The following is a 22504-nucleotide window of genomic DNA, read 5'->3' on the forward strand; positions in this document are numbered from 1 at the left end:
CCGGACCGTTCGCAGCCCCGTTCGGCGCCGCTCGGTGCCCCGACGCGCGCCCGGCCGGTGGGATACGCCCATCCGGCGCAGAGGGCAGCCCGGTGGCCGGTCGCCGCACCGTTCGCTCGGCCGGGTGACCGTCTCGCGGTCCCGCCGCGTCGCCCACCGACCGACCGACGCGCCGGGCGGTCCGGCTCGGGGTCCACCCGTCGTCGCGTCTCCGCCGCGGCCCACCCCGGGACCCGAGCGCCGTGAGGTGCGTCCCGCGCTGCTCACGGCACCCGGGTGTCATCCCGCCGGGGAGGCCGGCGCGGGGCACGACCGCGGGCGGCTCACGGCATCTGGAGCGTCTGGATGGCCTGCGGGTCGACCTGGACCGGGATGCCGTCGCGCTGGGCGAGGTAGGTGGCGACCTGGTGGAACAGGCCGGCCGCGCTCGTCCCGCCGCGCGGGGCGTCGAGCATGATCCCCACCACGAACCGCGGGTCCTCGGCCGGGAGCATGCCGGCGAACGTGATCCAGTACTTGGAGTTCGAGTAGCAGCCGCACGCCGGGTCGACCTGCTGCGCGGTACCGGTCTTGCCGGCCACCTCGTAGCCGGGCACGGCCGCCGCAGGGCCGGTCCCGGACTGCTTCGGCGCCTTCTGGGTGACCGCGGTGAGCATGGTGCGCAGCGTCGCCGCGTTCTCCGGCGACATCACGGTGACCGGCGCCGGCGCCGGTGTCGGGACGCGGACACCGTCCGGGCCGGTGGTGGAGGCGACGATCCGCGGCGGGATCCGCACGCCGCCGTTGGCCACGGCCTGGTACATCCCGGCCATCTGCAGCACGGTCATCGACAGGCCCTGCCCGATCGGCAGGTTGCCGAACGTGGAGCCGGACCACGTCGCGCGCGGCGGGATGCTGCCCGCGCTCTCGCCGGGCAGCCCGACGTCGGTGCGCTGGCCGATGCCGAGCTTCGCGGCCATGTCCGACCACGCGTCCGGGCCGACCTTCTGCGCCGTCATCAGCGTGCCGACGTTCGACGACTTCGCCAGCACACCGGTCAGCGTGTAGTGGTCCAGACCGTGCGACCAGGCGTCCTTCACCGTCCGGTCGGCGATCTTGATGCTGCCCGGGACGTCGAGCACGTCGTCCGGCTTCGCGACGCCGTTCTGCAGGGCCGCGGCCATCGTGACGACCTTGTTCACCGAGCCGGGCTCGAACGGCGTCGTGACGGCCGCGTTCCCGAGCGTCGCCGGGTCGGCGGACAGCAGGTTCGCCGGGTCGAACGACGTGTTGTCGGCCAGCGCCCGCACCTGCCCGGTCTTCGAGTCCAGGACGACGGCGGACCCGGACTTCGCGCCGGAACGGGCCGTGTAGTCGGCCAGCATCTTCTGCAGCTGGTACTGCAGGTCGGAGTCGATCGTGAGCTGCACGTCGGACCCCGGCACGGCGGGCTGCTCGGAGCGGGTGCTGCCCGGGATCACCGTGTTGCTGCCCTCGGCCGTGTCCGCGATCTGGACGCCGTCCTTGCCGGCCAGCAGCTGGTCGTCGGCGCTCTCCAGGCCGATCCGGCCGAGCAGCTTCTGCGCGTCGGCGCTCCACGTCGCCGCACCGATGATGGTCGACGCCAGGTCGCCGGACGGGTACTGCCGCGCCTCGCGGTCCTCCTCGGCAATCTCCGGGAAACGCTGGCGCAGGTCGCGGGCCGGCCCCGGGTCGACCTTCGTGGACAGTACGACGTAGCCGCGGTCCTGCGCCAGCGCGGCGCGCAGCTCGTCGGCCTTCGCGGCGTCGCCGCCGGTGGCCTGGGTGACCGCGTCCGCGATCTGCGACTTGTAGGCCTCCGCGCCGGCACCCTTGACCTGGTTGATCAGGCGCGGGTTCGTGACGAGCGCCTTCGACTCGGTGGAGAACGCGAGCAGGTTGCCGTCGGAGTCCGAGATCGACCCCCGCTCGGCAGGGATCACGATCCGGCTGGCCCGCTGGTTCTCCGAGTTCGCGGTGAGCTGGCCGGACTGCACGGTCTGGATCATCACCAGCTTCGTGCCGGAGACGACGAGCAACGCCACGAGCAGCACCCAGCCCAGGCGCAGCCGGAACCGCGGGTCGTCGGCCGGTGACCGACGACCGCGACGCCGCGGGGGTCCGGGCGGACCGGGCGCCCGAGGCCGGGGCGGTGCCGCCGTCGGCATCAGCCCTGACCGCCCGCCGTGGTCGCTCCGGCGGCGGCCGCGGGGTCGGCCGTGTCGGCCTGGGCCGGGGCGGCGGCCGGAGCGGGCGCGGCCGGAGCGGGCTGACCCGCCGGCGCGGGCTGACCCGCCGGGGCGGGCGCGGCCGGGACGGACGGGGGTGTCGGACCGCCCGGCTGCGCCGCCGTCGGCTCGCCGACGACGTCCACCCGGCCGTCCGGTGCGACGACGAGCCGGGCCGGGTCCTGCACCGGGACCAGCCCCTGCGCCGTGGCCCGCTGGGCCAGCGCCGACGGGCTGTTCATGGCCGTGACCTGCTTGCGCAGCTGCTCGCTCTGCTCGGTGAGCGAGCCGGCGCGGGCCCGCGCGTCCTGCAGCCGGTAGGAGTCGGCCGCCGCGGCCGTGGACAGCCACAGCGTCGCCACCAGCCCGATCACCAGCAGCGTCATCACCACGAGCACGAACTTCGCGCGGCCCGCGTGCACCCGGTCGCGCTGGCGGCTGACCGCACGGGCCCTGTCGCGGGTGCTGATCCGCTCGGAGATCCGCTCGGCCGTCTTCGGCGAGGTCCGCTGGGACGGGATGCGCGGCGGGACGAGCGAACGGCGCGGAGCGCCCTCGCGAGCCGGAGCCGGTGACCGGTTGATGGTCGGAGCGCTCATGGCTGGGTCCTTCCGTCCGTGCGGATGGTGCTCGTGCGTGCCGTGCTCATGCGTGCCGTGCTCATGCGGCCACCCGCTCGGCGGCGCGCAACCGGACCGACGCGGCCCGGGGGTTCTCGGCGGTCTCGGTCTCCCCCGCCTGCTCGGAACCGCGGGTCAGCAGGCGCAGCCGCGGCCCGTGTCCCGGCAGCTCGACCGGCAGGTCGACCGGGGTCGTCGAGCGGGCCCGCTCGGCCAGCTCCCGCTTGACCAGGCGGTCCTCCAGCGAGTGGTAGGCGAGCACGACGATCCGCCCGCCCGGCAGCAGCGCCTCGTCCAGCGCGGCGGGGATCGCCCTGGCGAGCACGTCGAGCTCGCCGTTCACCTCGATCCGCAACGCCTGGAACGTCCGCTTGGCCGGGTGTCCTCCGGTGCGGCGCGAGGCCGCCGGCACGGACGCGTAGAGCAGCTCGACCAGCTCCGCGCTGCGGGTGAACGGCTGCTTGTCCCTGGCGCGCACGATCGCGTTGGCGATCGGGCCGGCGAACCGCTCCTCGCCGTACTCGCGCAGGATCCGGCGCAGGTCGGCCACCGGGTAGGAGTTCAGGACGTCGGCCGCGGTCGGGCCGGTCGTCGGGTCCATCCGCATGTCGAGGTCCGCGTCGCGGGAGTAGGAGAAGCCCCGCTCGTCGGCGTCCAGCTGCAGCGAGGAGACACCGAGGTCGAACAGGACGCCGTCGCACCCGTCGAACCCGAGGTCGTCGAGCACCTCCGGGAGGCGGTCGTAGACGGCGTGCACCGCACGCAGGCGGTCGGCGTGGGCCGCGAGGCGGCGGCCGGCGATCTCGAGTGCCTGCGGATCACGGTCGAGCCCGACGACGGTGAGCTCGGGATGCTCGGCCAGCAGGGCCGCCGAGTGGCCGCCGAGGCCGAGCGTCGCGTCGACGAACACGGCCGGACGCCCGCGCAGGGCCGGGTCGAGAAGCTCGGACACACGGTCGGACAGGACCGGGACGTGCTCCACCGCTCACCCCCTCCGCCGCCTGCTCGGGTGTCGCCGGGCCCGGCTCCGGCCCGCTCGCGCAGCAGGCCGGAGCCGGTGTGACCGCTACCGCGGATCCGCACCGCCGGACCGGCCCCCACAGCCGTCCCGGCGCCGCGCTCCGCGACCCGCCTCCCACCCGAACTCCCCAGTCGGGGTGGTCGTTCTCGCCTCCACCCGCGGGACCTGACACCGGGGAAGGTGCGTCAGGGCCCGCGGGTGGGGGCGAGAACGGTGAGGCGGCTAGAACAATCCCGGCAGAACCTCTTCCTGGGCCTTGGCGAACTCGTCCTCGTGCTGGTCCTGGTATGCCTGCCAGGACTGCGCGTCCCAGATCTCGACGCGTGTGAACGCGCCGATCACCACGCAGTCCTTGGACAGACCGGCGTACCGGCGCAGCTCGGACGTGATCGCGATCCGGCCCTGACCGTCGGGGTTCTGCTCGTCGGTGCCCGAGAAGAGATTGCGCTGGAAGACCCGGGCGGACTCGTTCGTCAGCGGCGCCGCGGCGACCTTGCTCGCCATGTCGGTGAACGCGTCACGGGTGAACACGTAGAGGCAGTGGTCCTGCCCTTTCGTGATCATGCAACCGCCTCGCAGTTCGTCGCGGAATTTCGCCGGCAGCGTGAGCCGCCCCTTGTCGTCCAGCTTCGGGGTGTAGGTGCCGAGGAACACCTGACCCCACCTCCACCCGGAGCGCCGTTTCGCCCCAGCGATCTCCACAGTACCCCACAACACCCCACCGTCAACCCGAAACGAACGGCGTTGACCTCCTCGTTCAACGGTTCTGGCTGGTCAGAGCAGGTGGAGGATTGTGGGGTGACGGCACGGAGGCCACCCGGTCGCGCGACGCCGGACGGGCGTGTCCTCCAGCGTTTTCCCAGGTCGCGCATCACGCGGAGCCGCCGCCGGTCGGAAGTGGGGCTCGGTGGGTGGCGGGTGTGGGGAGGTGTGGGGAACCGGGGTGGGGAGGTGTGGGAGACCGGTCCCGCCACCGGCGTCGGGCGACGTTTGACAGACTGGAGGCGCCACGACCGTCCCCGAGGAGGCCCGTTGTCGTCGTCCGCGCTCTCCGCAGGCACCACCGGCCATGCGGGATCCGGGGTGACCGCGTCCGGCGCGAGCCGTTCCGTCGCGGCCGATCACGAGCAGATGAGCGCGGCGGGCGTCGCCGATCTCGCCGGCCGGATCGCCTCCGCCGTGCAGCGGGTGATCGTGGGCAAGCCCGAGGCCGTCCGGCTCGCGCTCGTCGCGCTGCTGTCCGAGGGACACCTCCTGGTCGAGGACGTCCCCGGCGTCGGCAAGACCTCGCTCGCCAAGGCGCTGGCCCGCGCGATCGACTGCTCGGTCAGCCGCGTGCAGTTCACACCGGACCTGCTGCCCGGCGACATCACCGGCTCGTCGGTCTACAACCGGCAGACCGCGGACTTCGAGTTCCGGCCCGGTCCGGTGTTCGCGAACGTCGTGATCGCCGACGAGATCAACCGCGCGTCGCCGAAGACGCAGTCCGCGCTGCTCGAGTGCATGGCCGAGCACCAGGTGACCGTCGACGGCGGCACCTACCAGCTCGGTGACCCGTTCCTCGTCGTCGCCACGCAGAACCCGATCGAGATGGACGGGACGTACCCCCTGCCCGAGGCGCAGCGGGACCGCTTCACGATCCGGATCAGCGTCGGCTACCCGGACCCGGCGGCCGAGCTGGCGATGCTCGACGAGCACGGCGCCAGCGAGCCGCTCGACCGGCTCCGCCCGGTCACCGACGTCCGCACGCTGCGGGCGATGATCGGATGCGTGCGCGGGCTGCACGTGGCGACCGAGGTCCGCCGGTACTGCGTCGAGCTCGTGGGGGCGACCCGCTCGCTGTCCGAGGTCCGCCTCGGCGCCTCGCCGCGGGCCACGCTGCATCTGGTCCGCGCGGCCAGGGCGCACGCGGCGACCGCGGGCCGCGGCTACGTCGTGCCGGACGACGTGCAGGCCGTCGCCGTGCCGGTGCTCGCCCACCGGCTGCTGCTCGGACCGGAGGCCGTCGCGTCGCGACGGTCCGCCACCGACCTCGTCCGCTCCGTGCTCGGCCGGGTCGCCGTGCCCTCCCCGCCGCGGGGCTGACGACAGGTGTCGCTGGAGCAGCCGGCCCTGGGCGGGGCGAGGCCGAGTGCACGGCGTCGCACCACGCTGACCATGCGCGGGCGGTGCCTGCTCGCCGGTGGCGCCGCGATGACCGTCTCGGCCGTCGTGCTCGACGAGCGCGACCTCGTCCGGATCGGCCTGTTCGTGGTCCTGCTGCCCGCGCTGGCCTGGGTGTTCGCCCGCCGTGCCCGCCGCACCCTGACGGTGTCCCGGACGCTGTCGCCCGCGCGGGTGCCGGCCGGCGACACGGTCACGGCGACGCTGCGGATCGCCGGTGGCGCCCTGCTCGGCGCGCTGCGGATCGCGGACACGGTGCCGGACGCCGTCGGGTCCTCGGAGCGCTACCCGCCCCGGTTCACCGTGCATCGCCTCGGTCGGCGCGGCGCCCGCGTGTCCTATCCGCTGCGCCCCGCCGTGCGGGGTCCCTACCGGATCGGGCCGCTGCGCGGGCGTGGCACCGACCCGCTCGGTCTCGCCGAGTTCAGCCGCGACCTGCTCGCGCCGGACCGGCTGCTGGTCCTCCCCCGCGTCACGCCGCTGATCGGCCGTCCGGTCGTCGGTTCGACGGCGGTGGGTCGCTCCGCTGACGGGGGCTCGCGGCAGGGTCCTGGCACGCCGGACGTGCTGATCCGCCCCTACCAGCAGGGCGACGAGATGCGACGGGTGCACTGGCGTTCCAGCGCCCGTCGCGACGAGCTGATGGTCCGGCTCGACGACACGCCCGACCCGACCGGCATCACCGTGCTGCTCGACCGCAGGGACTCCGCGCACCGCGGGCACGGTGCGGCGTCCAGCCTGGAGTACGCCGTCGAGGTCGCGGCCAGCGTGAGCGTGCACCTGCTGCGCCGGGGCGAGGCCGTCGACCTCGTCCTGGAGGACGGGTCGGTGCTCGTCCCGGCGGGTTCCGGCGGTGAGGACGACGTCGCCCGGCACCTGGACGCGCTGGCCGAGCTGCGCCCGTCGGCGACGACGGGGCTCGGTGGCCCGGCCGCGGACGGTCCCGCGCAGGGGGTGCTGGCGGTGCTCGGCGCCACGTCGGCCGACGACGTGTCCGGCCTGCTCACCGCACATCCGTACGGCGGGCACGCGATCCTGCTCGACGTCGAGGGCTGGGCGGGTTCCGGGACGGGGGGTGGCACCCGGGAGGCGGCGACCCGTCTGCGCAGCGCCGGATGGCAGGCGACCGTCGTCCCGGCCGGATTCCCGGTGGAGCAGGCGTGGGCCGCGGCGTGCGGCGACACGACCGCCCTCGCCGCCGCCGACGGCGCCGCTCCGACCGGGCGCGCACGACCGAGCCGGACGCCCGCCGGAGCGGGCCGGTGACCCGCCACGGTCCGTGCCCCGCCGAGCGGGCCGCCGCCACACCGCGTCCGGCGCGCTCCCTCCGCAGCAGCACCGCCCTCCGCCGCGCGGCCGCCCACGGCCACTCGGACCTACGCGGGATCACCCTCTCGCCGGCGCCACGTGCCGTGGCGACGCCGCCCGGGCACGGGGGCGGTGAGCGATGAGCGCCCCCGCCCCTCCCCGGCCGCGGACACCGGACGATCCACCGGCGGCACGCGCGTCGGCGCCGACACCACCGTGGTGGCGCTCGTTGCTGGCACCGGTCGGCTCCGGTGTGTCCGTCCTGCTGGCCGGTGCGGCCGTCGGCTCCGTGGTGCAGGGCGGGGCCTGGTTCGGGTACGCGCTGGCGGCCGTCGCCGTGGTCGTCCTCGTCGGCACGCTGCTGCTGCGCACGAAGCCGTGGCTGGTCGCGCCCGGCCAGCTGGTGGCGCTGCTCCTGCTCGTCACGCCGCTGTTCACCGGTAGCGCCGTGTTCGCCGTGGTGCCGGGACCGGACGCGTTCGGCGAGCTCGGGACGCTGCTGTCCGGAGCGGGCGACCAGATCCACACCGGGATCCCGCCGGTACCGGCGAGCCCGGAGATCCTGCTGCTGCTCACACTCGCGTTCGGGGTGCTGACGATCGCGGTGTTCGGCATCGCCGTGACCGCGGAGTCGCCCGCCGCGGCCGGGGTGCCGCTGCTGTGCGTGTTCGCCGTGCCCACCGCACTCGACGAGCAGCTGCTGCCCTGGTGGTCCGCGGTGGCCGCGGCCGCCGGGTTCGGGGTGCTGCTGCTGGTGCGCGGCGAGCGGCTGCGCCAGCTCCCGGGCGGCGCCGCGATCACCGCGCTCGCCGTCGTCGGCGCCCTGCTGCTCGGGTCCGCCGCGACGATGGTCGGCACGGCCGGCCGGTTCGACGCGGGCGCGTCCGGCGGCGCCGACGGGTCGATCGGGCTGAACCCGTTCACGTCGCTGCGCGGGCAGCTGAACCGTCCGGAGCCGCGGGACCTGTTCTCGGTCGACGGGCTGGAGCAGCCGACCTACATGCGCGCGTTGACGCTGCAGCGCTACGTCCCGCAGCAGGGCTGGGTGGCCGGCCGGCCGCTGCCCGGCGTCGGGCTGGCCGGTCCACTGCCGCCGTCGACGTCCGGGCCGTCGACCGAGGCGACGGCGCAGGTGCGCAACCTCGGATTCCGCGACTACTGGCTCCCGCTCTTCGGCGACCCGGTCTCGGTGAACGGCCCGTCGGCGACCGACTGGTCCTACGACGCGGCAGGCGGCATCGCCTACGCGAACCGTCCGCAGCAGGAGGACCAGTGGACGGAGCGGCTGCGCCTGCCGACGCCGTCCGCGGACGCCCTGCGCGCGGCGAGCGGGCGCTCCGGCGTCGATCCGTCCTACCTGGACACGTCCGGTGTGGACAACCGGGTGACGGCGATCGCCCGCCAGGTCACGGCATCGGCGCCGACGCCGTTCGACAAGGCGATGGCGCTCAACGAGTACTTCACCGGCCCGAACTCGCAGTTCACCTACAACCTGCAGACGGCACCCGGCGCAGGCGGCGACGCGCTCGTCGAGTTCCTGACCCGCGGGCGGACCGGGTACTGCGAGCAGTTCGCCTCGGCGATGGCGGTGATGCTGCGGACGGTGGGCGTCCCGGCCCGGGTCGCCGTCGGGTTCACGGCCGGGCAGCAGGGTCCGGACGGGCGCACGATCAGCACGTCGGACGCGCACGCGTGGGTGGAGGCGTGGTTCCCCGGCTACGGATGGCAGACGTTCGACCCGACCCCGCTGACCGACGGCCGCACCGTCGAACCGCAGTACGTGCAGCAGGCCAGGGCCGAGGCAGGCGGCGCGAACGGGCAGGACGCGCAGGAGGCACCTCCCCCTCCCCCGGCACCCGACTCGGCGGCGCCGACCCCCGGTGCCGCCCCGACGCCGGAGCCCGCCCCCGGTGAGGATGCCGCGCCGGAGCCGGTGGCCCGGTCGTCCGGTGTGCTGCCGGTGGTGCTGGCCGTGGCGCTCGCGCTGGTCGTGATCGCCCTGGTCCTGGCCGGGCCGACCGTGCTTCGACGACGGCAGACCCGCAGGCGCACCGGCCTCGCCCGGGCCGGTGGTGCCGGGGCGGCAGGCGCCGCGTGGGCCGAGATCCTCGCCGTCTCGCGAGACCACGGCGTCGCGGCCCGGCGGGGCGACACGGTGCGCACCACCGCCGAGCGGATGATCACCGGGCACGAGCTGGAGGGCCGTGGGCGCGACAGCCTCGTCGAGCTCGGCCGTCAGGTCGAGGCCAGCTGGTACGGCGGCCGCCTCCCGGAACCCGGGATGCTGGACCCGCTCGTCGCGGACGTGCGCTCGGCGATCACCGCCCGTGGCGTGCCCCTCGGCTCCCGGCTGGTCCCGCCGTCCGTACGTCCGAGCGGGGACGACGACGCCGCCTCCCGCTCCGGCGTCACCGGGGTCCTGCTCGGCGCGTGGGACCGCGTCCGGAGGCTCGTCCGCTCTCGCCTCCCCGGGCGGACCGCCCCCGCCGAGAACGCGGACGAGACCCCGGCGACCGGCCAGGCACCGGCCTCCGACGACGGAGCCTCCCGCTCGGGCTCGCACCGCGAGACGCCCGCCCGCTGACCCACCGGCGGAGTGATCGCCGTTCGGGTGCAGAACCGGCCGCGGGTGCCCGCACCTGCACCGCACCGACGATCACCGACCCGCGACGACCGGTCGCCGGCCCGCTCACGGCCGCCCGGCCAGTCAGCCCCCAGCGACTCGGCCCACGGACGCCCCGGGCGACGGCCACTCAGCCCACGGACACTCAGCCACGGACGCCCGGCCCACGGACGCCCGGCCCACGGACGCCCGGCCCACGGACGCCCGGGCATCGGCCACCCGCTGGATGATCAGCGACCAGGTCCGGATCGGCGCAGGATTCGGCCGTCTTCCGGACTCAGCTGCCGATCATGGACGCTCGGCGCAGGCCCGCCTTTCGTCATGATCGGCAGACCGGCGTGGATCGAGGCCGTGGGTGGCACCGATACGGCCGAAACCACCGATCATGGGCGCGGGTGCAGACCGCTGCGGAGATGACCACGCTCCTGATCGGTCTGAGCTGGCGCCGCCGGGTCCGGTGGCGCCCAGCCCGATGTCGCCCGCTCGGCGCCGTGCAACGCAGCCGGGATGATCAGCAACCCGGTCCGGATCGAGGCCGTGGGTGGCTCCCATCCGGACCAGACCGCTGATCACGGCCACTCGGGTCCGGCGAACGGAAAACGGGGTGGGACACCGTCGGTGTCCCACCCCGCTCGTCTGTCCGGGTGGGTGCAGCTACTCCTGCTCGAAACGGCGGCGGAAGCGCTCTTCCATGCGGTTCGTGAAGCCGCCGTTGCCGCCGTTGTCGGAGGACGGATCGGTGGCCTGTTGCTCGCCCTCCTGGGCGGTGCCCTTCTTCCGGGCACCGATGGAGGTGACCGCGAGGAGCGCGCCTCCGAGCATGGCCAGGAAGCCGAGGATGCTGACGACCGGTACGTCGCCGATCCACAGGGCCTGGATCGCGACGCCCGCGACGAGCAGGACGAGACCGACGACGAACAGGAGCGCGCCCTGGATCCGTCGACGACGGGCGGGCTTGCTCATCCGTCCGCCGCTGACCGACGACGCGAACTTGGGGTCCTCGGCGTAGAGAGCGCGCTCTATCTGTTCGAGCAGTCGCTGCTCGTGCTCGGAGAGCGGCATACCTTCACCTCCGGCACAACAGTAGGTGTGTCGAGTCATTGTCCACGGTGCCGGAACGACACGACGAGCGCCCACCCGGGCCTCTGAGCACAGAGTACGAGCCGAAAGCGCGCACGACCACCCGGACCGGGCAACACGTTGCACTGATCGTCGAACGGACGGCGTGGCGCGGCGTGTCGCTGGTCACGCGGGGTGAACCGAAACCGGCACCGAGATCATCGCCGCCGGGCGAGCAGGTGCAGCCGCGGGGCGACCTCGCCGAGCGCAGGGATGGCCGAGGCGAGCGCGTCCAGCTCGGCCAGCTCCCGGGCGGGGATCTCCCCGTCGCCGGACGGCGGGGCCCAGCTGTCGAGCGTGCCGTCGCCCTGGACGAGCTCGACGTCGAGCAGCCCGGTCCGGGACGTCAGCTCGTGCAACGAGCGGGTGTCGAACCGGCGGCGCAGCGGATCCGCGGGTCCGGACCGGCCCTCCGGGTCGGTGAGCAGATGACGGGCCTCGACGGGCCGGCCGGCCGTGATCCGGCTGAGGAACGCTCCGTAGCGGCCGACGGTCAGCACGGACACGGCGCCGCCCGCGTCGGTCGCCGTGGCCAGGGCGGCGAGTGCGGCGACCGGGTCGTCGACGACCTCGAGCAGCCCGTGCCCGAGCACGAGGTCGGCCGAGGAGGCGGGCACGAGGTCGGCGAGCGCGTCGACGTCGCCCTGGACCGGGGTCACCCGGTCGGTGACACCGGCGTCACGGGCCCGGCGGGCCAGCGTCGCGAGGGAGTTCGGGCTGGTGTCGACGACGGTCACGGCGCACCCCGACTCGGCGAGTGGCACCGCCCACGTCCCGCTGCCGCCCCCGACGTCCAGTACGCGCGGCAGGTCGGTCCCGAGTCGCCGGACACGGCCGAGCTCGGCCCCCAGCGTCCGGTACACGGCCGCGCCGCGCGCACTTCCGGCCTGCTCCCGCGTCGCACTGCCCACACGCGCAGGGTAGTGCCGCGCCGGGAGACCTCCGGCACTGGACTCGGCGGCCAGGGCGTGCTCGGGCGGCGTGCCCCCCACACGATGACGCCCCCCGGTCCGGCCTCGTCGCCGGTTCGGTCGGCGCGTCCACCGGCAACACGTCGGCGTCCGCCCCCGGGATCGGCGCGGCCACGGCCGGCTCGCCGCCGACGGCCTCGCTGCGGGACGGCGCAGGGCCCGCGGCCGGCCGGACCGGCCGATCTCCGGCACCGACACGTCGCCGACGCGTCGCCGACGCGTCGCCCACGCTCGGGCGCGCGACGCCACGCGCCGGTCGATGCGCGGAGGGACCGCCCCGACCGGAACCCGAAGGGCGACACGGTAGGTTGATCGGGTGCAGGTCGTCGCCACTCTCAGTCTCAAGGGCGGCGTCGGGAAGACCACCGTCGCGCTCGGGCTCGCCGGTGCGGCCCAGCGGCACGGCGTGTCCACCCTCGTGGTCGATCTCGACCCCCAGGCCAACGCGACGACGGCGCTCGACCCCGAACCGACGACCGCCACCGTCGCCGACGTGCTGGACGACCCGCGCACGGCCGTCATCCGGCGGGCGATCGCCGCATCCGGCTGGGGCGAGGACCTCGACGTGCTCGTCGGGGCGGAGCAGACCGAGCGGCACAACCACCCCGACCCCGGCGTCAAGCAGCTGCACCGACTGGACAAGGCGCTGCAGCGACTCGGATCCGAGCTGCGGACCGGGTCGGACGACCTTGGCGGCGGCGCGGACGGCGACGGTGACCCGACGGACCCCGCGGCGGACCCGTACCGGCTGGTGATCATCGACTGTCCGCCGTCACTCGGTCAGCTGACCCGCAGCGCGCTCTCGGCGGCCGACCGGGCGATCCTGGTGGCCGACCCGACGATGTTCTCGGTGTCCGGTGTCCAGCGGGCGTTCGACGCCGTCCAGACCGAGCGGGAGCGTTCGAACCCCCGGCTGCAGCCGCTCGGCGTGCTGGTCAACCGGGTCCGCCCGCGCAACTCCGAGCACGAGTTCCGGATCGGCGAGTTGCGCGAGCTGTTCGGCCCCCTGGTGTTCGGCGCGGTCCTGCCGGACCGCTCGGCCGTCCAGCAGGCCCAGGGCGCCTGTCTGCCCATCCAGTCCTGGGACACCCCGGGCGCCCGCGAGGTCTCGGCCGTGTTCACCTCGCTGCTGGGGCGGGTGCTGCGCAGTGGTCGTCCCCGCCCGGCGGCGAGCTGACCGGACCGGCCGGGACGGATCGAGCCGGAGGGGTCAGCGCACCGGGAGCAGGCCGCCGACGAGCTCGACGAACTGCTCGGACTGGCGGAGCAGGTCGTCCGCGTCCCTACGGGTCACCGCCCTGCTGATCCCGGCCTCGGCCGCGGCGCGGGTGCGCGAGCAGGAGGCGAAGAACACCGCCCACTCCTCCAGCTCCGGTGCGACCTCGGCCAGCAGCTGCCACACATCCCGCGGCGCGCCCCGGCGCGGCCGTGGCCGGGCCCGCATCGCCAGCACCGCGGCACCGGCTCTCAGCGCCGCCAGGTAGGCAGCCGGGTAGCGGTGCAGCGGGTCCTCCTCCCGGTGCCCCTCGGCCAGCTGGTCCGCCGCCTGCCGCAGCAGCGACAGCGCCTCACGCGGCGTCGGCGGGAGCGGCGGCGGACCGCCCCGCCGGGCGCCGCCACGCGCTCCACCCGCCCCCGGCCGCGGACGGCCGGCGACCGGACGCCCGCCCCCGCGGCGGGGCGACGGCACGGCACCCGGACGGACGTCACCCGCCAGATCGATCATCGGCTCGGTCGTGACCGTCATCGGAACTCCTCCCCTGTCCTCACCTATGCCCGCACGAGGTCCCAGACCCCGGGCCCGGCCCGCATCCGCAGCACGACCTCCCGCGGCGGCTCGGCCGGCTCCTCGACCGGCCGGGCCAGCACGCGCCAGCAGCTCAACCGGTCCCCACCGATCGGCATCGGCGACGGGAACGGCCATGGCGACTCCTCGACCCACTGCTCCCGGATCCCGGTCACCAGGAACCGCTCGCCGCGACGCAACGGCCGCCGTTGGAACTCGACGGGTTCCCCGTTCTGCCAGCGCACCTCGACCGACGCCGGCTGGCGGGCACGGAACAATCGGGCGAAGCCGGTCACCTGCACCACGTCCTTCCCCGGTCCCACCGGTTCGCCCGGCGGCGGGGTGCTTCCCCCACACCGCCCCCGGGCGACCGTGGTCGAACGCGTGTTCGACATCCACTAGTAGAACGCCTGTTCGATCCGTCGTCAAGTCGGCTCGACCACACCTCCGGAGCACCGGAACCGCACCCGGAACCGCGCCCCGCAGGGGTACCCGTGATGTGATGGACGGGTGAGCCACCCCGGGAGCGAGTCGTGACGGCCGCCCCCGTCCAGCCCCGGCTGGTCCAGCTCGGCCGCGCCGAGTTCGCCGCCCACCTGGACGAGGCGATCGACGTCTACGTCACGGCCATGGGCTACCCGCGCGGCACCGCGCGCCAGCGCCGTTCGCTGTGGCTGGAGCACGCCTACCGGCCGGGGTGGCGGGCGGTGGCGTGGCTCGGTGACCGCGACCGCGTGATCGGCGTGTCCTACGGCTACTGGGGCGGCCCCGGCCAGTGGTGGTTCGAGGAGGTCCGTCGCGGCCTGCGGGCACTGCGCGGGTCCGGTGCGGAGGCCGAGACCTGGCTCGCCGACTACTTCGAGCTGACCGAGCTGCACGTCCATCCGGAGGCACAGGCGCGCGGGCTCGGCGAGGGCCTGCTGCGTGCTCTGCTCGACGGCGCGGGCCGATCACGGGTGCTGCTGTCCACTCCGGAGCACGCCCCGGCCCCGCCCGGGCGGGCGTGGCGTCTCTACCGCCGCTACGGGTTCCGGGACGTGCTGCGCGAGCACCAGTTCACCGGCGACCCGCGGCCGTTCGCCGTGCTCGGCAGGGAGCTCCCGCTGCCGCCGGTCGCCGAGCTCCCGCCGCACCGCCACCGGTGACCCGGCCAGCGCGTCCCGACCGGTACGGACGACCGGGGATGGCACGATGACGACCATGCCGTCCCCGCACCCCACGACGCCACCGGACGCCACCGACCACCCCGTGCGGGGCACCCGGACCGGCCGGACCCGGCGGGTGCTGACGGCCGTCCTGGTCACCCTGGTGGCCCTGCTCACGCTGAGCGGATGCGCCCGCGTGCAGGCCGGGCTCGCCGTCCAGCCGGACGACACGGTGGACGGCGACGTCGTGATCGCGACACCGGGTGGCGCACCGGACGGCAAGGGTCCGGCGATCACCGTGCCGCCCGAGCTGGCCGACGACGTGGACGTCGCGCCCTACTCGCAGGACGGCTACGTCGGATCGAAGATCACCTTCACCGGTCTGACGTTCGAGCAGGTCAGCAAGCTGAACCTGCTCGGCGGCGTGGCGGGCGGACGGGCCGACCTGGAACTGCGCCGGGTCGGCGGACGGATCGCGGTGCAGGGCCGCGCGGATCTCACGACGGTGCCGGTGGACGGCGCCGACGTGCAGCTGCGGATCAACTTCCCCGGCGAGGTCGTCGAGACCAACGGCGAGCCGGACGGCGGCCAGGTCAACTGGACGTTCGCGCCGGGCGAGGTCGGACAGATCAACGCGTCGGTCGCCGCCACCGACCCGAACGCGCCGTCCACAGTGGGCTGGACACTGTTCCTCGGCGCGCTCGTCGTCGCCGCGGCGGGGGTCGCGGTCGTGCTCGCCAAGCGCAACCGCAACCCTCCCGTGCGGACCTGACCCGTCAGGCGGTCGGAGCGGGCGACGGGGCGAGCAGGCCCAGCCGGTCGACCAGCTCGGTCGTCGCCGTGGACCGGTTCAACGAGTAGAAGTGGATCCCCGGCACGCCCTCGGCGAGCAGCCGCTCGCACAGCTCGCCGGTGACCTCCATGCCGGCGGCACGGAACGTCTTCTGGTCCCCGGTGTAGGGCTCCAGACGCTTGACCAGCGCCTCCGGCAGCGGCGAGCCGGACAGCTCCGGTCCCTTGTGGAACGTCTTCTCCGAGGTCAACGGCATGATCCCGGGGATGATCGGCTGGTCGAAGCCGAGCGCGGCGACGCGGTCGCGCAGGCGCAGGAAGCCGTCCGGCTCCAGGAACAGCTGGGTGACGGCGAACTCGGCGCCCGCCCGGAACTTGCCGACCAGCTTCTCGGTGTCCGACTCCAGGTCGGCCGAGCGCGGGTGCCCGTACGGGAACGCGGCCACGCCGACGCAGAACGGACCGGACTGCTTGCACAGCTCGACGAGCTCGTCGGCGTACATCAGTCCCTCCGGGTGCGGCTCCCACTCGTCGAGCGGGTCCTTGCCGGGCGGGTCGCCGCGCAGCGCCATGATGTTGCGGATACCGTTCGCGGCCAGCGAGCCGATCACGTGGCGCAATTCGGTCACCGAGTGTGACACCGCGGTGAGGTGCGCCATCGACACGAGCGTGGTGTCGGTGGCGATCCGGCCGACCGTGCGCACGGTCCGGTCACGGCTCGAGCCGCCCGCGCCGTACGTCACCGACACGTACGCCGGGTCCAGGGGCTCGAGGCGCCGGATGGCGCGCCAGAGGTCGGCTTCGCCCTGGTCGTCCTTCGGCGGGAAGAACTCCACCGCGAAGAACGGGCGGCCGCGGTCGAGACTGATCCGATCGGTCACTGTGAGTGATGAATTCGGCGTGGTCACGGGAGTACCCTACGGTGCGGACCGCTCCCGGGCCGATCCGAAGGCCTCCGGATAGCCTGGCCACGTGGCCCCAACCCCCGGACACGACGGCGGGTCCGGCGGACCCGGCCTGCACGACGGCATGTACGACGGCATGTACGACCGCACCACCCCGTTCGACGACCGCGGTGCGGGGACCGTCGTCGGTGCCGCGTTCGACGACGCCGTCCCCCAGCACGTCGAACGCCTGCTCGCGGACTACCTGGACCGGCGCCGCGTCGAGATGATCGGCCTCGACCCGGACGCCGCGGAGCTGGCCGACTCGCTGTCCGGTTTCGTCCTCGGCGGCGGCAAGCGGCTGCGCCCGGTGTTCGCCTGGTGGGGCTGGCGAGGGGCCGGCGGCGCGGGCTCCGGCCCGGAGGCCGAGCAGGCGCTCGTCGCGGTCTCCGCGCTGGAGCTGATCCAGGCCTGCGCGCTCGTGCACGACGACCTGATGGACGCATCCTCCACCCGGCGTGGCCGTCCGACGGTGCACGTCGAGTTCGCCCGCGTGCACGACGCCGCCGGCTGGAGCGGCCCGGCCGCGCGGTTCGGCGCGGCGGCGGCGATCCTCGTCGGTGACCTCGCCCAGGTGTGGGCGGACGACATGCTGCACACCGCGACGCTCCCGGCCGAGGCGCTGGCCAGGGCGGGCGAGCCGTGGCGGGCGATGCGCAGCCAGGTGCTCGGCGGCCAGTACCTCGACGTGCTGGCCCAGGCCTCCGGCGACGCGTCCGAGCACCGCGCGATGCAGGTCAACCGGCACAAGACGGCCGCGTACACCGTCGAACGCCCGCTGCATCTCGGTGGGGCGCTGGCCGGCGCCGGTCCCGAGCTCGTCGACGCCTACCGCCGCTACGGCGCGGACATCGGCGTCGCGTTCCAGCTGCGCGACGACCTGCTGGGCGTGTTCGGCGACCCGGAGGTCACCGGCAAGCCCGCGGGCGACGACCTGCGCGAGGGCAAGCGCACGCTGCTCGTCGCGATGGCGCTCGACCGTGCGGAGCGCCGCGGCGACGACGCCGCCCGCACGCTGATCGAGAACGCGCTCGGCGACCCGACGCTGGACGCGCCCGCACTGGACCGGGTGCGGACCGCACTCGGCGAGCTCGGCGCCGTCCAGGCCGTCGAACAGCGGATCGCGGCGCTGACCGGTTCGGCGCTGGCCGCGCTGGACGCCGCCCCGATCGAGCCGTTCGCGCGTCAGCGCCTGGTCGAGCTGGCCGAGCGGGCGACGCTGCGCCGGTGGTGAGCAGGACCCGTCCACGCACGATCCGGGGCCGGACCGACCACGTCGTCGTCGTGGGAGCAGGCCTGGCCGGGCTGTCCACCGCGCTGCACCTGCTCGGCGCCGGTCGCCGGGTGACCGTCGTGGAGCGCGATCCGCACCCCGGCGGGCGGGCCGGGCGCGCGGACGTCACGGACGCATGGGGCACCCACCTGATCGACACCGGGCCGACCGTGCTGACCATGCCCGGGCTACTGGACGAGGCGTTCGCCGCCGTCGGCGACCGGACGGCCGACCGGCTCGACCTCGTCCGCCTCGACCCCGCCTACCGGGCCGAGTTCGCCGACGGCTCGGCGATCTCCGTGCACACCGGCGCCGAGGAGATGGAGCACGAGGTACGGACGGTCTGCGGTCCGGCGTCCGCGGACGGCTACCGGCGGCTGCGGCACTGGCTGACCGAGCTGTACCGCACCGAGATCGACACGTTCATCGGCGCCAACCTGGACTCGCCGGTGGACCTGCTCGGTCCCGAGCTCGTCCGGCTCGCGACGCTCGGCGGTTTCGGCCGTCTCGGCCCGAAGGTCGCCTCGATGCTGCCGGACCCGCGGCTGCGCCGGATCTTCTCGTTCCAGGCGCTCTACGCGGGCGTCGCGCCGGACCGTGCGCTCGGCGCCTACGGCGTGATCGCCTACATGGACACCGTGGCCGGCGTCTGGTTCCCGCGCGGCGGCATGCGCGCGCTCGGCACGGCGCTCGCGGGCGCCGTCACCGACGCGGGCGGCGAGATCCTCCACGGGCGCGAGGTGACCGGTCTGGCCCGGCGCGGCGACCGGGTGGACGCGGTCCGCCACCGCGCCACCGGGACGGCCGAGACCCCGGATCGGATGCCGTGCGACGCCGTCGTGCTCACCCCGGAGCTCCCGGTCTGCTACCGGCTGCTGGGGCACGCGCCACGACGGCCGGTGCGCCTGCGCTGGGCGCCCAGCGCGGTCGTCGTCCACATGGGACTACCTGCGGGCCGCGCCCCGGCCGGCGCGCACCACCACACGATCTCCTTCGGCGACGCGTGGGAGTCCACGTTCGACGAGATCGTGGACCGTGGGCGGCTGATGTCCGACCCGTCGTTGCTGGTCACGCGGCCGGGCCGGACCGACCCCGGCGTGCAGCCCTCCGGACGGGAGCTCGTCTCGGTGCTCGCGCCCTGCCCGAACACCGACCGGGCGCGGTTCGACTGGCCCCGGCTCGGGCCCGCCTACGCCGCGGAGCTGCGCGACGTGCTCGCGCACAGGGGCCTCGTCGACCCGGCCGCGGAACCGTCGTGGACGCGGCTGTCCACACCGGACGACTGGGAGCGGGCCGGGATGGCGGCCGGCACGCCGTTCTCCGCGGCGCACACGTTCGCCCAGACCGGTCCGTTCCGGCCGCGCAACCTCGTCCGGTCCGCGTCCAACGTGGTGCTGGCCGGGTGCGGCACCACACCCGGGGTGGGGATCCCGCCGGTACTGATCTCCGGACGGCTGGCCGCCGAACGGATCACCGGAACCGCTCGGCAGCTCCGTACCCTGCCCTGATCGTCGGCCCGGAACTCCCCCGTGGGACCATCGAACCCGCCATGACCGCCCATCACGAACGCGCGATCCCCCGCCCGGACGCAGCCGACGCGGTGACGGTGCCACGTGCGGACGGTCTCCTCGAGCGACTCGGCCGACCGTCGGTCCGGACGCTGCTCCTGGGCGTCGCCGGCTCGGTGGCCATGCTCGTCGGCGGGTTCGGCAGCGGCGGCACGCTGCTGCGCGACCCGGTCCTCGGCAACTCCGCGCTGTCGTTCTGGCGCTACGGCCACGGCCAGCAGCTCGCCGGCATGCTGATCTACGCCGGGCTGATCGTCATGGTGTGGGCGTGGGTGCGGCTCGGCCGTGACGTGCTCGCCCGCCGGGTCACCGGCCGCGGCGTGCTGGTCACGTCGGTGGCCTGGATCGTGCCGCTGCTGATCTCGCCGCCGCTGTTCACCCGCGACCCGTACAGCTACCTCGCGCAGGGCGCGCTGCCGCTGGCCGGTTTCGACCCGTACGCGGTCGGGCCGGACGCGATGGGCGGCGTGTTCACCGACAACGTGCACTTCTTCTGGCAGGACACACCGGCGCCGTACGGGCCGCTGTTCATCCTGCTGGCCAAGGGCATCGTGTCCGTGGTCGGGACGAACGTGATCGCCGGCGTGCTCGCGATGCGCGCGCTGCTGCTCGTCGGCCTGGTGCTGCTGCTGGTCGCGCTCCCGCCGCTGACCCGCAGGCTCGGCGGGCGCCCCGAGGTCGCGCTGTGGATCGCCGTCGCGAACCCGGTGATGGTCGTGCACATGATCGGCGGCGGGCACAACGACCTGCTCGTCGTCGGCATGCTGCCGTGCGCGGCCCTGCTGGCGCTGCGTGGCAGGCACCTGTCCGCGGTCACGGTCGCGACGCTGGCGATGGCCGTGAAGGCGTCGGCCGGGATCGCGCTGCCGTTCCTCGTGCTGGTCTGGGCCGCGACGCTGACCGGGCCGTTCTGGAAGCGGCTGCTGCGGGCCGCGGTGCCGTCGATCGCGACGTTCGGCGTGGTGTTCGCCGCGTGCTCGGTCGCGGCCGGCGTCGGGCTCGGCTGGCTTCCCGCGCTGAGCGCCCCGTCCATGATCGTGAACTGGCTGTCCGCGCCGACCGCCGTCGGCCAGCTCGTCCACACGATCTCGCAGATGTTCGGGGACCTGCCGGAGAAGCCGTTCGTCGACGTCGCGCGGATGCTGAGCGGGGCCCTGCTGGTGGCCCTGCTGGTCCGGTACTGGTGGCGCTCCCGCGACGGCGGCCCGACGGCGGTGCGCAACGCCGGCATCGTGCTCGCGCTGGCCGCGATCCTCTCCCCCGCGACGCTGCCGTGGTACCTGAGCTGGGGCTTCTGCCTGCTCGCGATGACCGCGTGGAGCGCACGTGGTCTGCAGTGGACGATCGTCGGCTCGGTGTGGCTGATGGTCGTCTACTACCCGACCGGCGAGACCGCGCTCTACAACTGGGGCTTCCTCGCCGTCGCGCTGGCCGGGGCCGTGCTGGCCGCCGTGTCGCTGCTGCGGCCGGACCCGTTGCGGCTGCGCACACGACGCACCGCCGCCGCGGACGTCGTCGAACCACCGCTCGTCCCGCCGGATCCGTCCGAACTCGTGCCGGCCGACGCGCTCGAGCCAGTGATCGACGGTGCGGCCCGCAGGCCGAGCTGAGCGGGCGGAGCTCGACGCCGCCGGAGTCGTCGACCCCGTCCTGCGCGAGGACTACCTCATCTGCCGTGCGCTGCACGCCGCTCACGGCCGCACGTACTTCCTGGCCACGCGGCTGCTGCCGGTCGAGCGCCGGGTGCACGTCCACGCGCTGTACGGCTTCGCCCGCCACGCCGACGAGATCGTCGACGCGCCCGACGAGACCGCCTCGACCGGCCGGCTCGACGCCGTCGAGGCCGATCTGACGCGCGCACTCGCGGGTCCCGCACCGGACGCCCACCCGGTCGTCCGTGCCGTCGCGCACACCGCTCGTACCTACGGTCTGGCGCCGGAGTTGTTCGACGACTTCATGGCGTCGATGCGGATGGACCTGACCGTCACCGGCTACGCCGACGACGCCGCGCTCGCCCGCTACGTGCGCGGCTCGGCCGAGGTGATCGGGCTGCAGATGCTGCCCGTCCTCGGCACCGTCGGGCCGCGGGAGGAGGCCGCGCCCTACGCCGCCCTGCTGGGCGCCGCGTTCCAGGTCACGAACTTCCTGCGCGACGTCGGGGAGGACCTCGACCGTGGCCGCGTCTACCTGCCGGCCGACGAGCTGGCCGCGTTCGACGTCGACCGGGAGCTGCTGTGCTGGTGCCGCGACCGCCGTCGCACCGATCCCCGCGTCCGCCGCGCGCTCGCCCATCTCGTCGCCCGCACCCACGCCACCTACCGGCGCGCGGAGCGCGGCATCGACCTGCTGGAACCGATGTCCCGGGCGTGCGTGGACGCCGCCCGCCGACTCTACGAGGGCATCCTCGACGAGATCGCCGACGCCGGGTACGACGTGCTGTCCCGCCGCGTGGCGGTCCCGGCGCGACGACGGGCCGCCGTCGCGCTGCCCGGTGCGGCCCGGGCGGGGCTCGCCAGGCTCAGAACGCCATCGCCTGGGCGCGGCGCTTGACCTCGCGGTGCCTGCCCGCGCAGATCGCCGAGATCGGGGAACCCGGCAGCGTCTCGTCGTCGGTGAACAGCCAGCGCAGGATGTCGGTGTCGTCGTAGCCGCCGTCGCGCAGCACGGTGATCGTGCCGGGCAGGCCCTTCACCACGTCGGAGCCGTCCAGGAACACCGCCGGGATGACGGTGTCGCCGTCGCGGCGCATCGACAGCAGCTGACCGTCGCGCACCAGCTGGTGCACGCGGGACTTCGGGATGGACAACCTGTCGGCCACGTCCGCCACCGGGATGGCCTCGACGCTGGTCACCGCCTCCGGGAGACCGGACACCTCGCTCACGCGCGACACCATGCCACAGCGGACACGCCCGGCCCAGCCTCCGACCGGACGCCGCGCCGGAG

Annotated in this window: 20 protein-coding genes; 10 read left to right on the forward strand and 10 right to left on the reverse strand. The window is 74.6% G+C overall.

Features of this window, described 5'->3' with window-relative positions:
* Window positions 1–323: 323 nt before the first annotated feature.
* The 4 genes from EV378_RS04140 to mraZ all read right to left on the reverse strand — a co-directional run bounded on the left by EV378_RS04140 (window position 324) and on the right by mraZ (window position 4523).
* On the reverse strand, window positions 324–2168 hold the full coding sequence (locus EV378_RS04140; protein WP_132421399.1) for a peptidoglycan D,D-transpeptidase FtsI family protein: 1845 nt from the start codon (window positions 2166–2168) through the stop codon (window positions 324–326).
* The gene (gene ftsL / locus EV378_RS04145; protein WP_132421400.1) at window positions 2168–2827 is read right to left on the reverse strand and encodes a cell division protein FtsL; all 660 of its coding nucleotides are present in this window, start codon (window positions 2825–2827) and stop codon (window positions 2168–2170) included. Before ftsL ends, EV378_RS04140 begins: the two co-directional genes overlap by 1 nt.
* A 61-nt stretch (window positions 2828–2888) precedes the next feature.
* Window positions 2889–3830, reverse strand: coding sequence for a 16S rRNA (cytosine(1402)-N(4))-methyltransferase RsmH (rsmH, locus tag EV378_RS04150; protein ID WP_132421401.1), 942 nt, complete (start codon window positions 3828–3830; stop codon window positions 2889–2891).
* Between the two features lie 261 nt (window positions 3831–4091).
* Window positions 4092–4523: a division/cell wall cluster transcriptional repressor MraZ gene (gene mraZ / locus EV378_RS04155; protein ID WP_132421402.1), complete on the reverse strand. Its 432-nt coding sequence runs from the start codon at window positions 4521–4523 to the stop codon at window positions 4092–4094.
* 477 nt (window positions 4524–5000) lie between these two features.
* On the opposite strand from mraZ, the gene EV378_RS04160 reads away from it, so the two are divergent.
* The 3 genes from EV378_RS04160 (at window position 5001) to EV378_RS04170 (ending at window position 9924) form a co-directional block, all read left to right on the forward strand.
* Complete coding sequence (locus EV378_RS04160) at window positions 5001–5954, forward strand: AAA family ATPase (RefSeq protein ID WP_132427382.1); 954 nt, start codon at window positions 5001–5003, stop codon at window positions 5952–5954.
* A 72-nt stretch (window positions 5955–6026) separates the two neighbouring features.
* Window positions 6027–7298 (forward strand): DUF58 domain-containing protein, encoded by a 1272-nt coding sequence (locus EV378_RS04165; RefSeq protein WP_132421403.1) that lies wholly within the window; start codon window positions 6027–6029, stop codon window positions 7296–7298.
* A gap of 181 nt (window positions 7299–7479) precedes the next feature.
* The gene (locus EV378_RS04170) at window positions 7480–9924 is read left to right on the forward strand and encodes a transglutaminase TgpA family protein (RefSeq protein WP_132421404.1); all 2445 of its coding nucleotides are present in this window, start codon (window positions 7480–7482) and stop codon (window positions 9922–9924) included.
* Window positions 9925–10617: 693 nt separating this feature from the next.
* On the opposite strand, the gene EV378_RS04175 is transcribed toward EV378_RS04170, so the two are convergent.
* Window positions 10618–11025 carry a DUF3040 domain-containing protein gene (locus EV378_RS04175; RefSeq protein ID WP_132421405.1) on the reverse strand — a complete coding sequence of 136 codons (408 nt, stop codon included), beginning with the start codon at window positions 11023–11025 and terminating at the stop codon, window positions 10618–10620.
* Between the two features lie 215 nt (window positions 11026–11240).
* Window positions 11241–11993, reverse strand: a complete 753-nt coding sequence (locus tag EV378_RS04180) for a class I SAM-dependent methyltransferase (RefSeq protein WP_132421406.1) — start codon at window positions 11991–11993, stop codon at window positions 11241–11243.
* Between the two features lie 376 nt (window positions 11994–12369).
* Between EV378_RS04180 and EV378_RS04185 the strand changes: the two genes are divergently transcribed.
* On the forward strand, window positions 12370–13230 hold the full coding sequence (locus EV378_RS04185) for a ParA family protein (protein WP_132421407.1): 861 nt from the start codon (window positions 12370–12372) through the stop codon (window positions 13228–13230).
* A 33-nt stretch (window positions 13231–13263) separates the two neighbouring features.
* On the opposite strand, the gene EV378_RS04190 is transcribed toward EV378_RS04185, so the two are convergent.
* Together EV378_RS04190 and EV378_RS04195 are read right to left on the reverse strand one after the other, a co-directional pair.
* On the reverse strand, window positions 13264–13800 hold the full coding sequence (locus tag EV378_RS04190; protein WP_243653264.1) for an SAV_6107 family HEPN domain-containing protein: 537 nt from the start codon (window positions 13798–13800) through the stop codon (window positions 13264–13266).
* A 23-nt stretch (window positions 13801–13823) separates the two neighbouring features.
* On the reverse strand, window positions 13824–14135 hold the full coding sequence (locus EV378_RS04195; protein WP_132421408.1) for a hypothetical protein: 312 nt from the start codon (window positions 14133–14135) through the stop codon (window positions 13824–13826).
* Between the two features lie 237 nt (window positions 14136–14372).
* On the opposite strand from EV378_RS04195, the gene EV378_RS04200 reads away from it, so the two are divergent.
* Complete coding sequence (locus EV378_RS04200) at window positions 14373–14984, forward strand: GNAT family N-acetyltransferase (RefSeq protein ID WP_207908572.1); 612 nt, start codon at window positions 14373–14375, stop codon at window positions 14982–14984.
* A 46-nt stretch (window positions 14985–15030) separates the two neighbouring features.
* The gene (locus EV378_RS04205) at window positions 15031–15756 is read left to right on the forward strand and encodes a DUF3153 domain-containing protein (RefSeq protein WP_243653265.1); all 726 of its coding nucleotides are present in this window, start codon (window positions 15031–15033) and stop codon (window positions 15754–15756) included.
* Between the two features lie 4 nt (window positions 15757–15760).
* On the opposite strand, the gene EV378_RS04210 is transcribed toward EV378_RS04205, so the two are convergent.
* The gene (locus EV378_RS04210) at window positions 15761–16657 is read right to left on the reverse strand and encodes a methylenetetrahydrofolate reductase (protein ID WP_132421409.1); all 897 of its coding nucleotides are present in this window, start codon (window positions 16655–16657) and stop codon (window positions 15761–15763) included.
* A 160-nt stretch (window positions 16658–16817) separates the two neighbouring features.
* Between EV378_RS04210 and EV378_RS04215 the strand changes: the two genes are divergently transcribed.
* The 4 genes from EV378_RS04215 to EV378_RS04230 are packed head-to-tail and all read left to right on the forward strand — an operon-like array spanning window position 16818 to window position 22111.
* Complete coding sequence (locus EV378_RS04215) at window positions 16818–17954, forward strand: polyprenyl synthetase family protein (RefSeq protein WP_165922351.1); 1137 nt, start codon at window positions 16818–16820, stop codon at window positions 17952–17954.
* Window positions 17948–19501: a phytoene desaturase family protein gene (gene crtI, locus EV378_RS04220; RefSeq protein WP_243653267.1), complete on the forward strand. Its 1554-nt coding sequence runs from the start codon at window positions 17948–17950 to the stop codon at window positions 19499–19501. The genes EV378_RS04215 and crtI overlap by 7 nt, the downstream gene beginning before the upstream one ends.
* A gap of 41 nt (window positions 19502–19542) precedes the next feature.
* Window positions 19543–21171 (forward strand): polyprenol phosphomannose-dependent alpha 1,6 mannosyltransferase MptB, encoded by a 1629-nt coding sequence (gene mptB, locus EV378_RS04225; protein WP_165922135.1) that lies wholly within the window; start codon window positions 19543–19545, stop codon window positions 21169–21171.
* Window positions 21149–22111 carry a phytoene/squalene synthase family protein gene (locus EV378_RS04230; protein ID WP_132421410.1) on the forward strand — a complete coding sequence of 321 codons (963 nt, stop codon included), beginning with the start codon at window positions 21149–21151 and terminating at the stop codon, window positions 22109–22111. Before mptB ends, EV378_RS04230 begins: the two co-directional genes overlap by 23 nt.
* On the opposite strand, the gene EV378_RS04235 is transcribed toward EV378_RS04230, so the two are convergent.
* Window positions 22080–22433: an Rv2175c family DNA-binding protein gene (locus EV378_RS04235; protein ID WP_243653568.1), complete on the reverse strand. Its 354-nt coding sequence runs from the start codon at window positions 22431–22433 to the stop codon at window positions 22080–22082. The two genes, EV378_RS04230 and EV378_RS04235, sit on opposite strands and share 32 nt — an antisense overlap.
* Window positions 22434–22504 lie beyond the last annotated feature (71 nt).

Source organism: Pseudonocardia endophytica, from assembly GCF_004339565.1.
Classification (GTDB): domain Bacteria; phylum Actinomycetota; class Actinomycetes; order Mycobacteriales; family Pseudonocardiaceae; genus Pseudonocardia; species Pseudonocardia endophytica.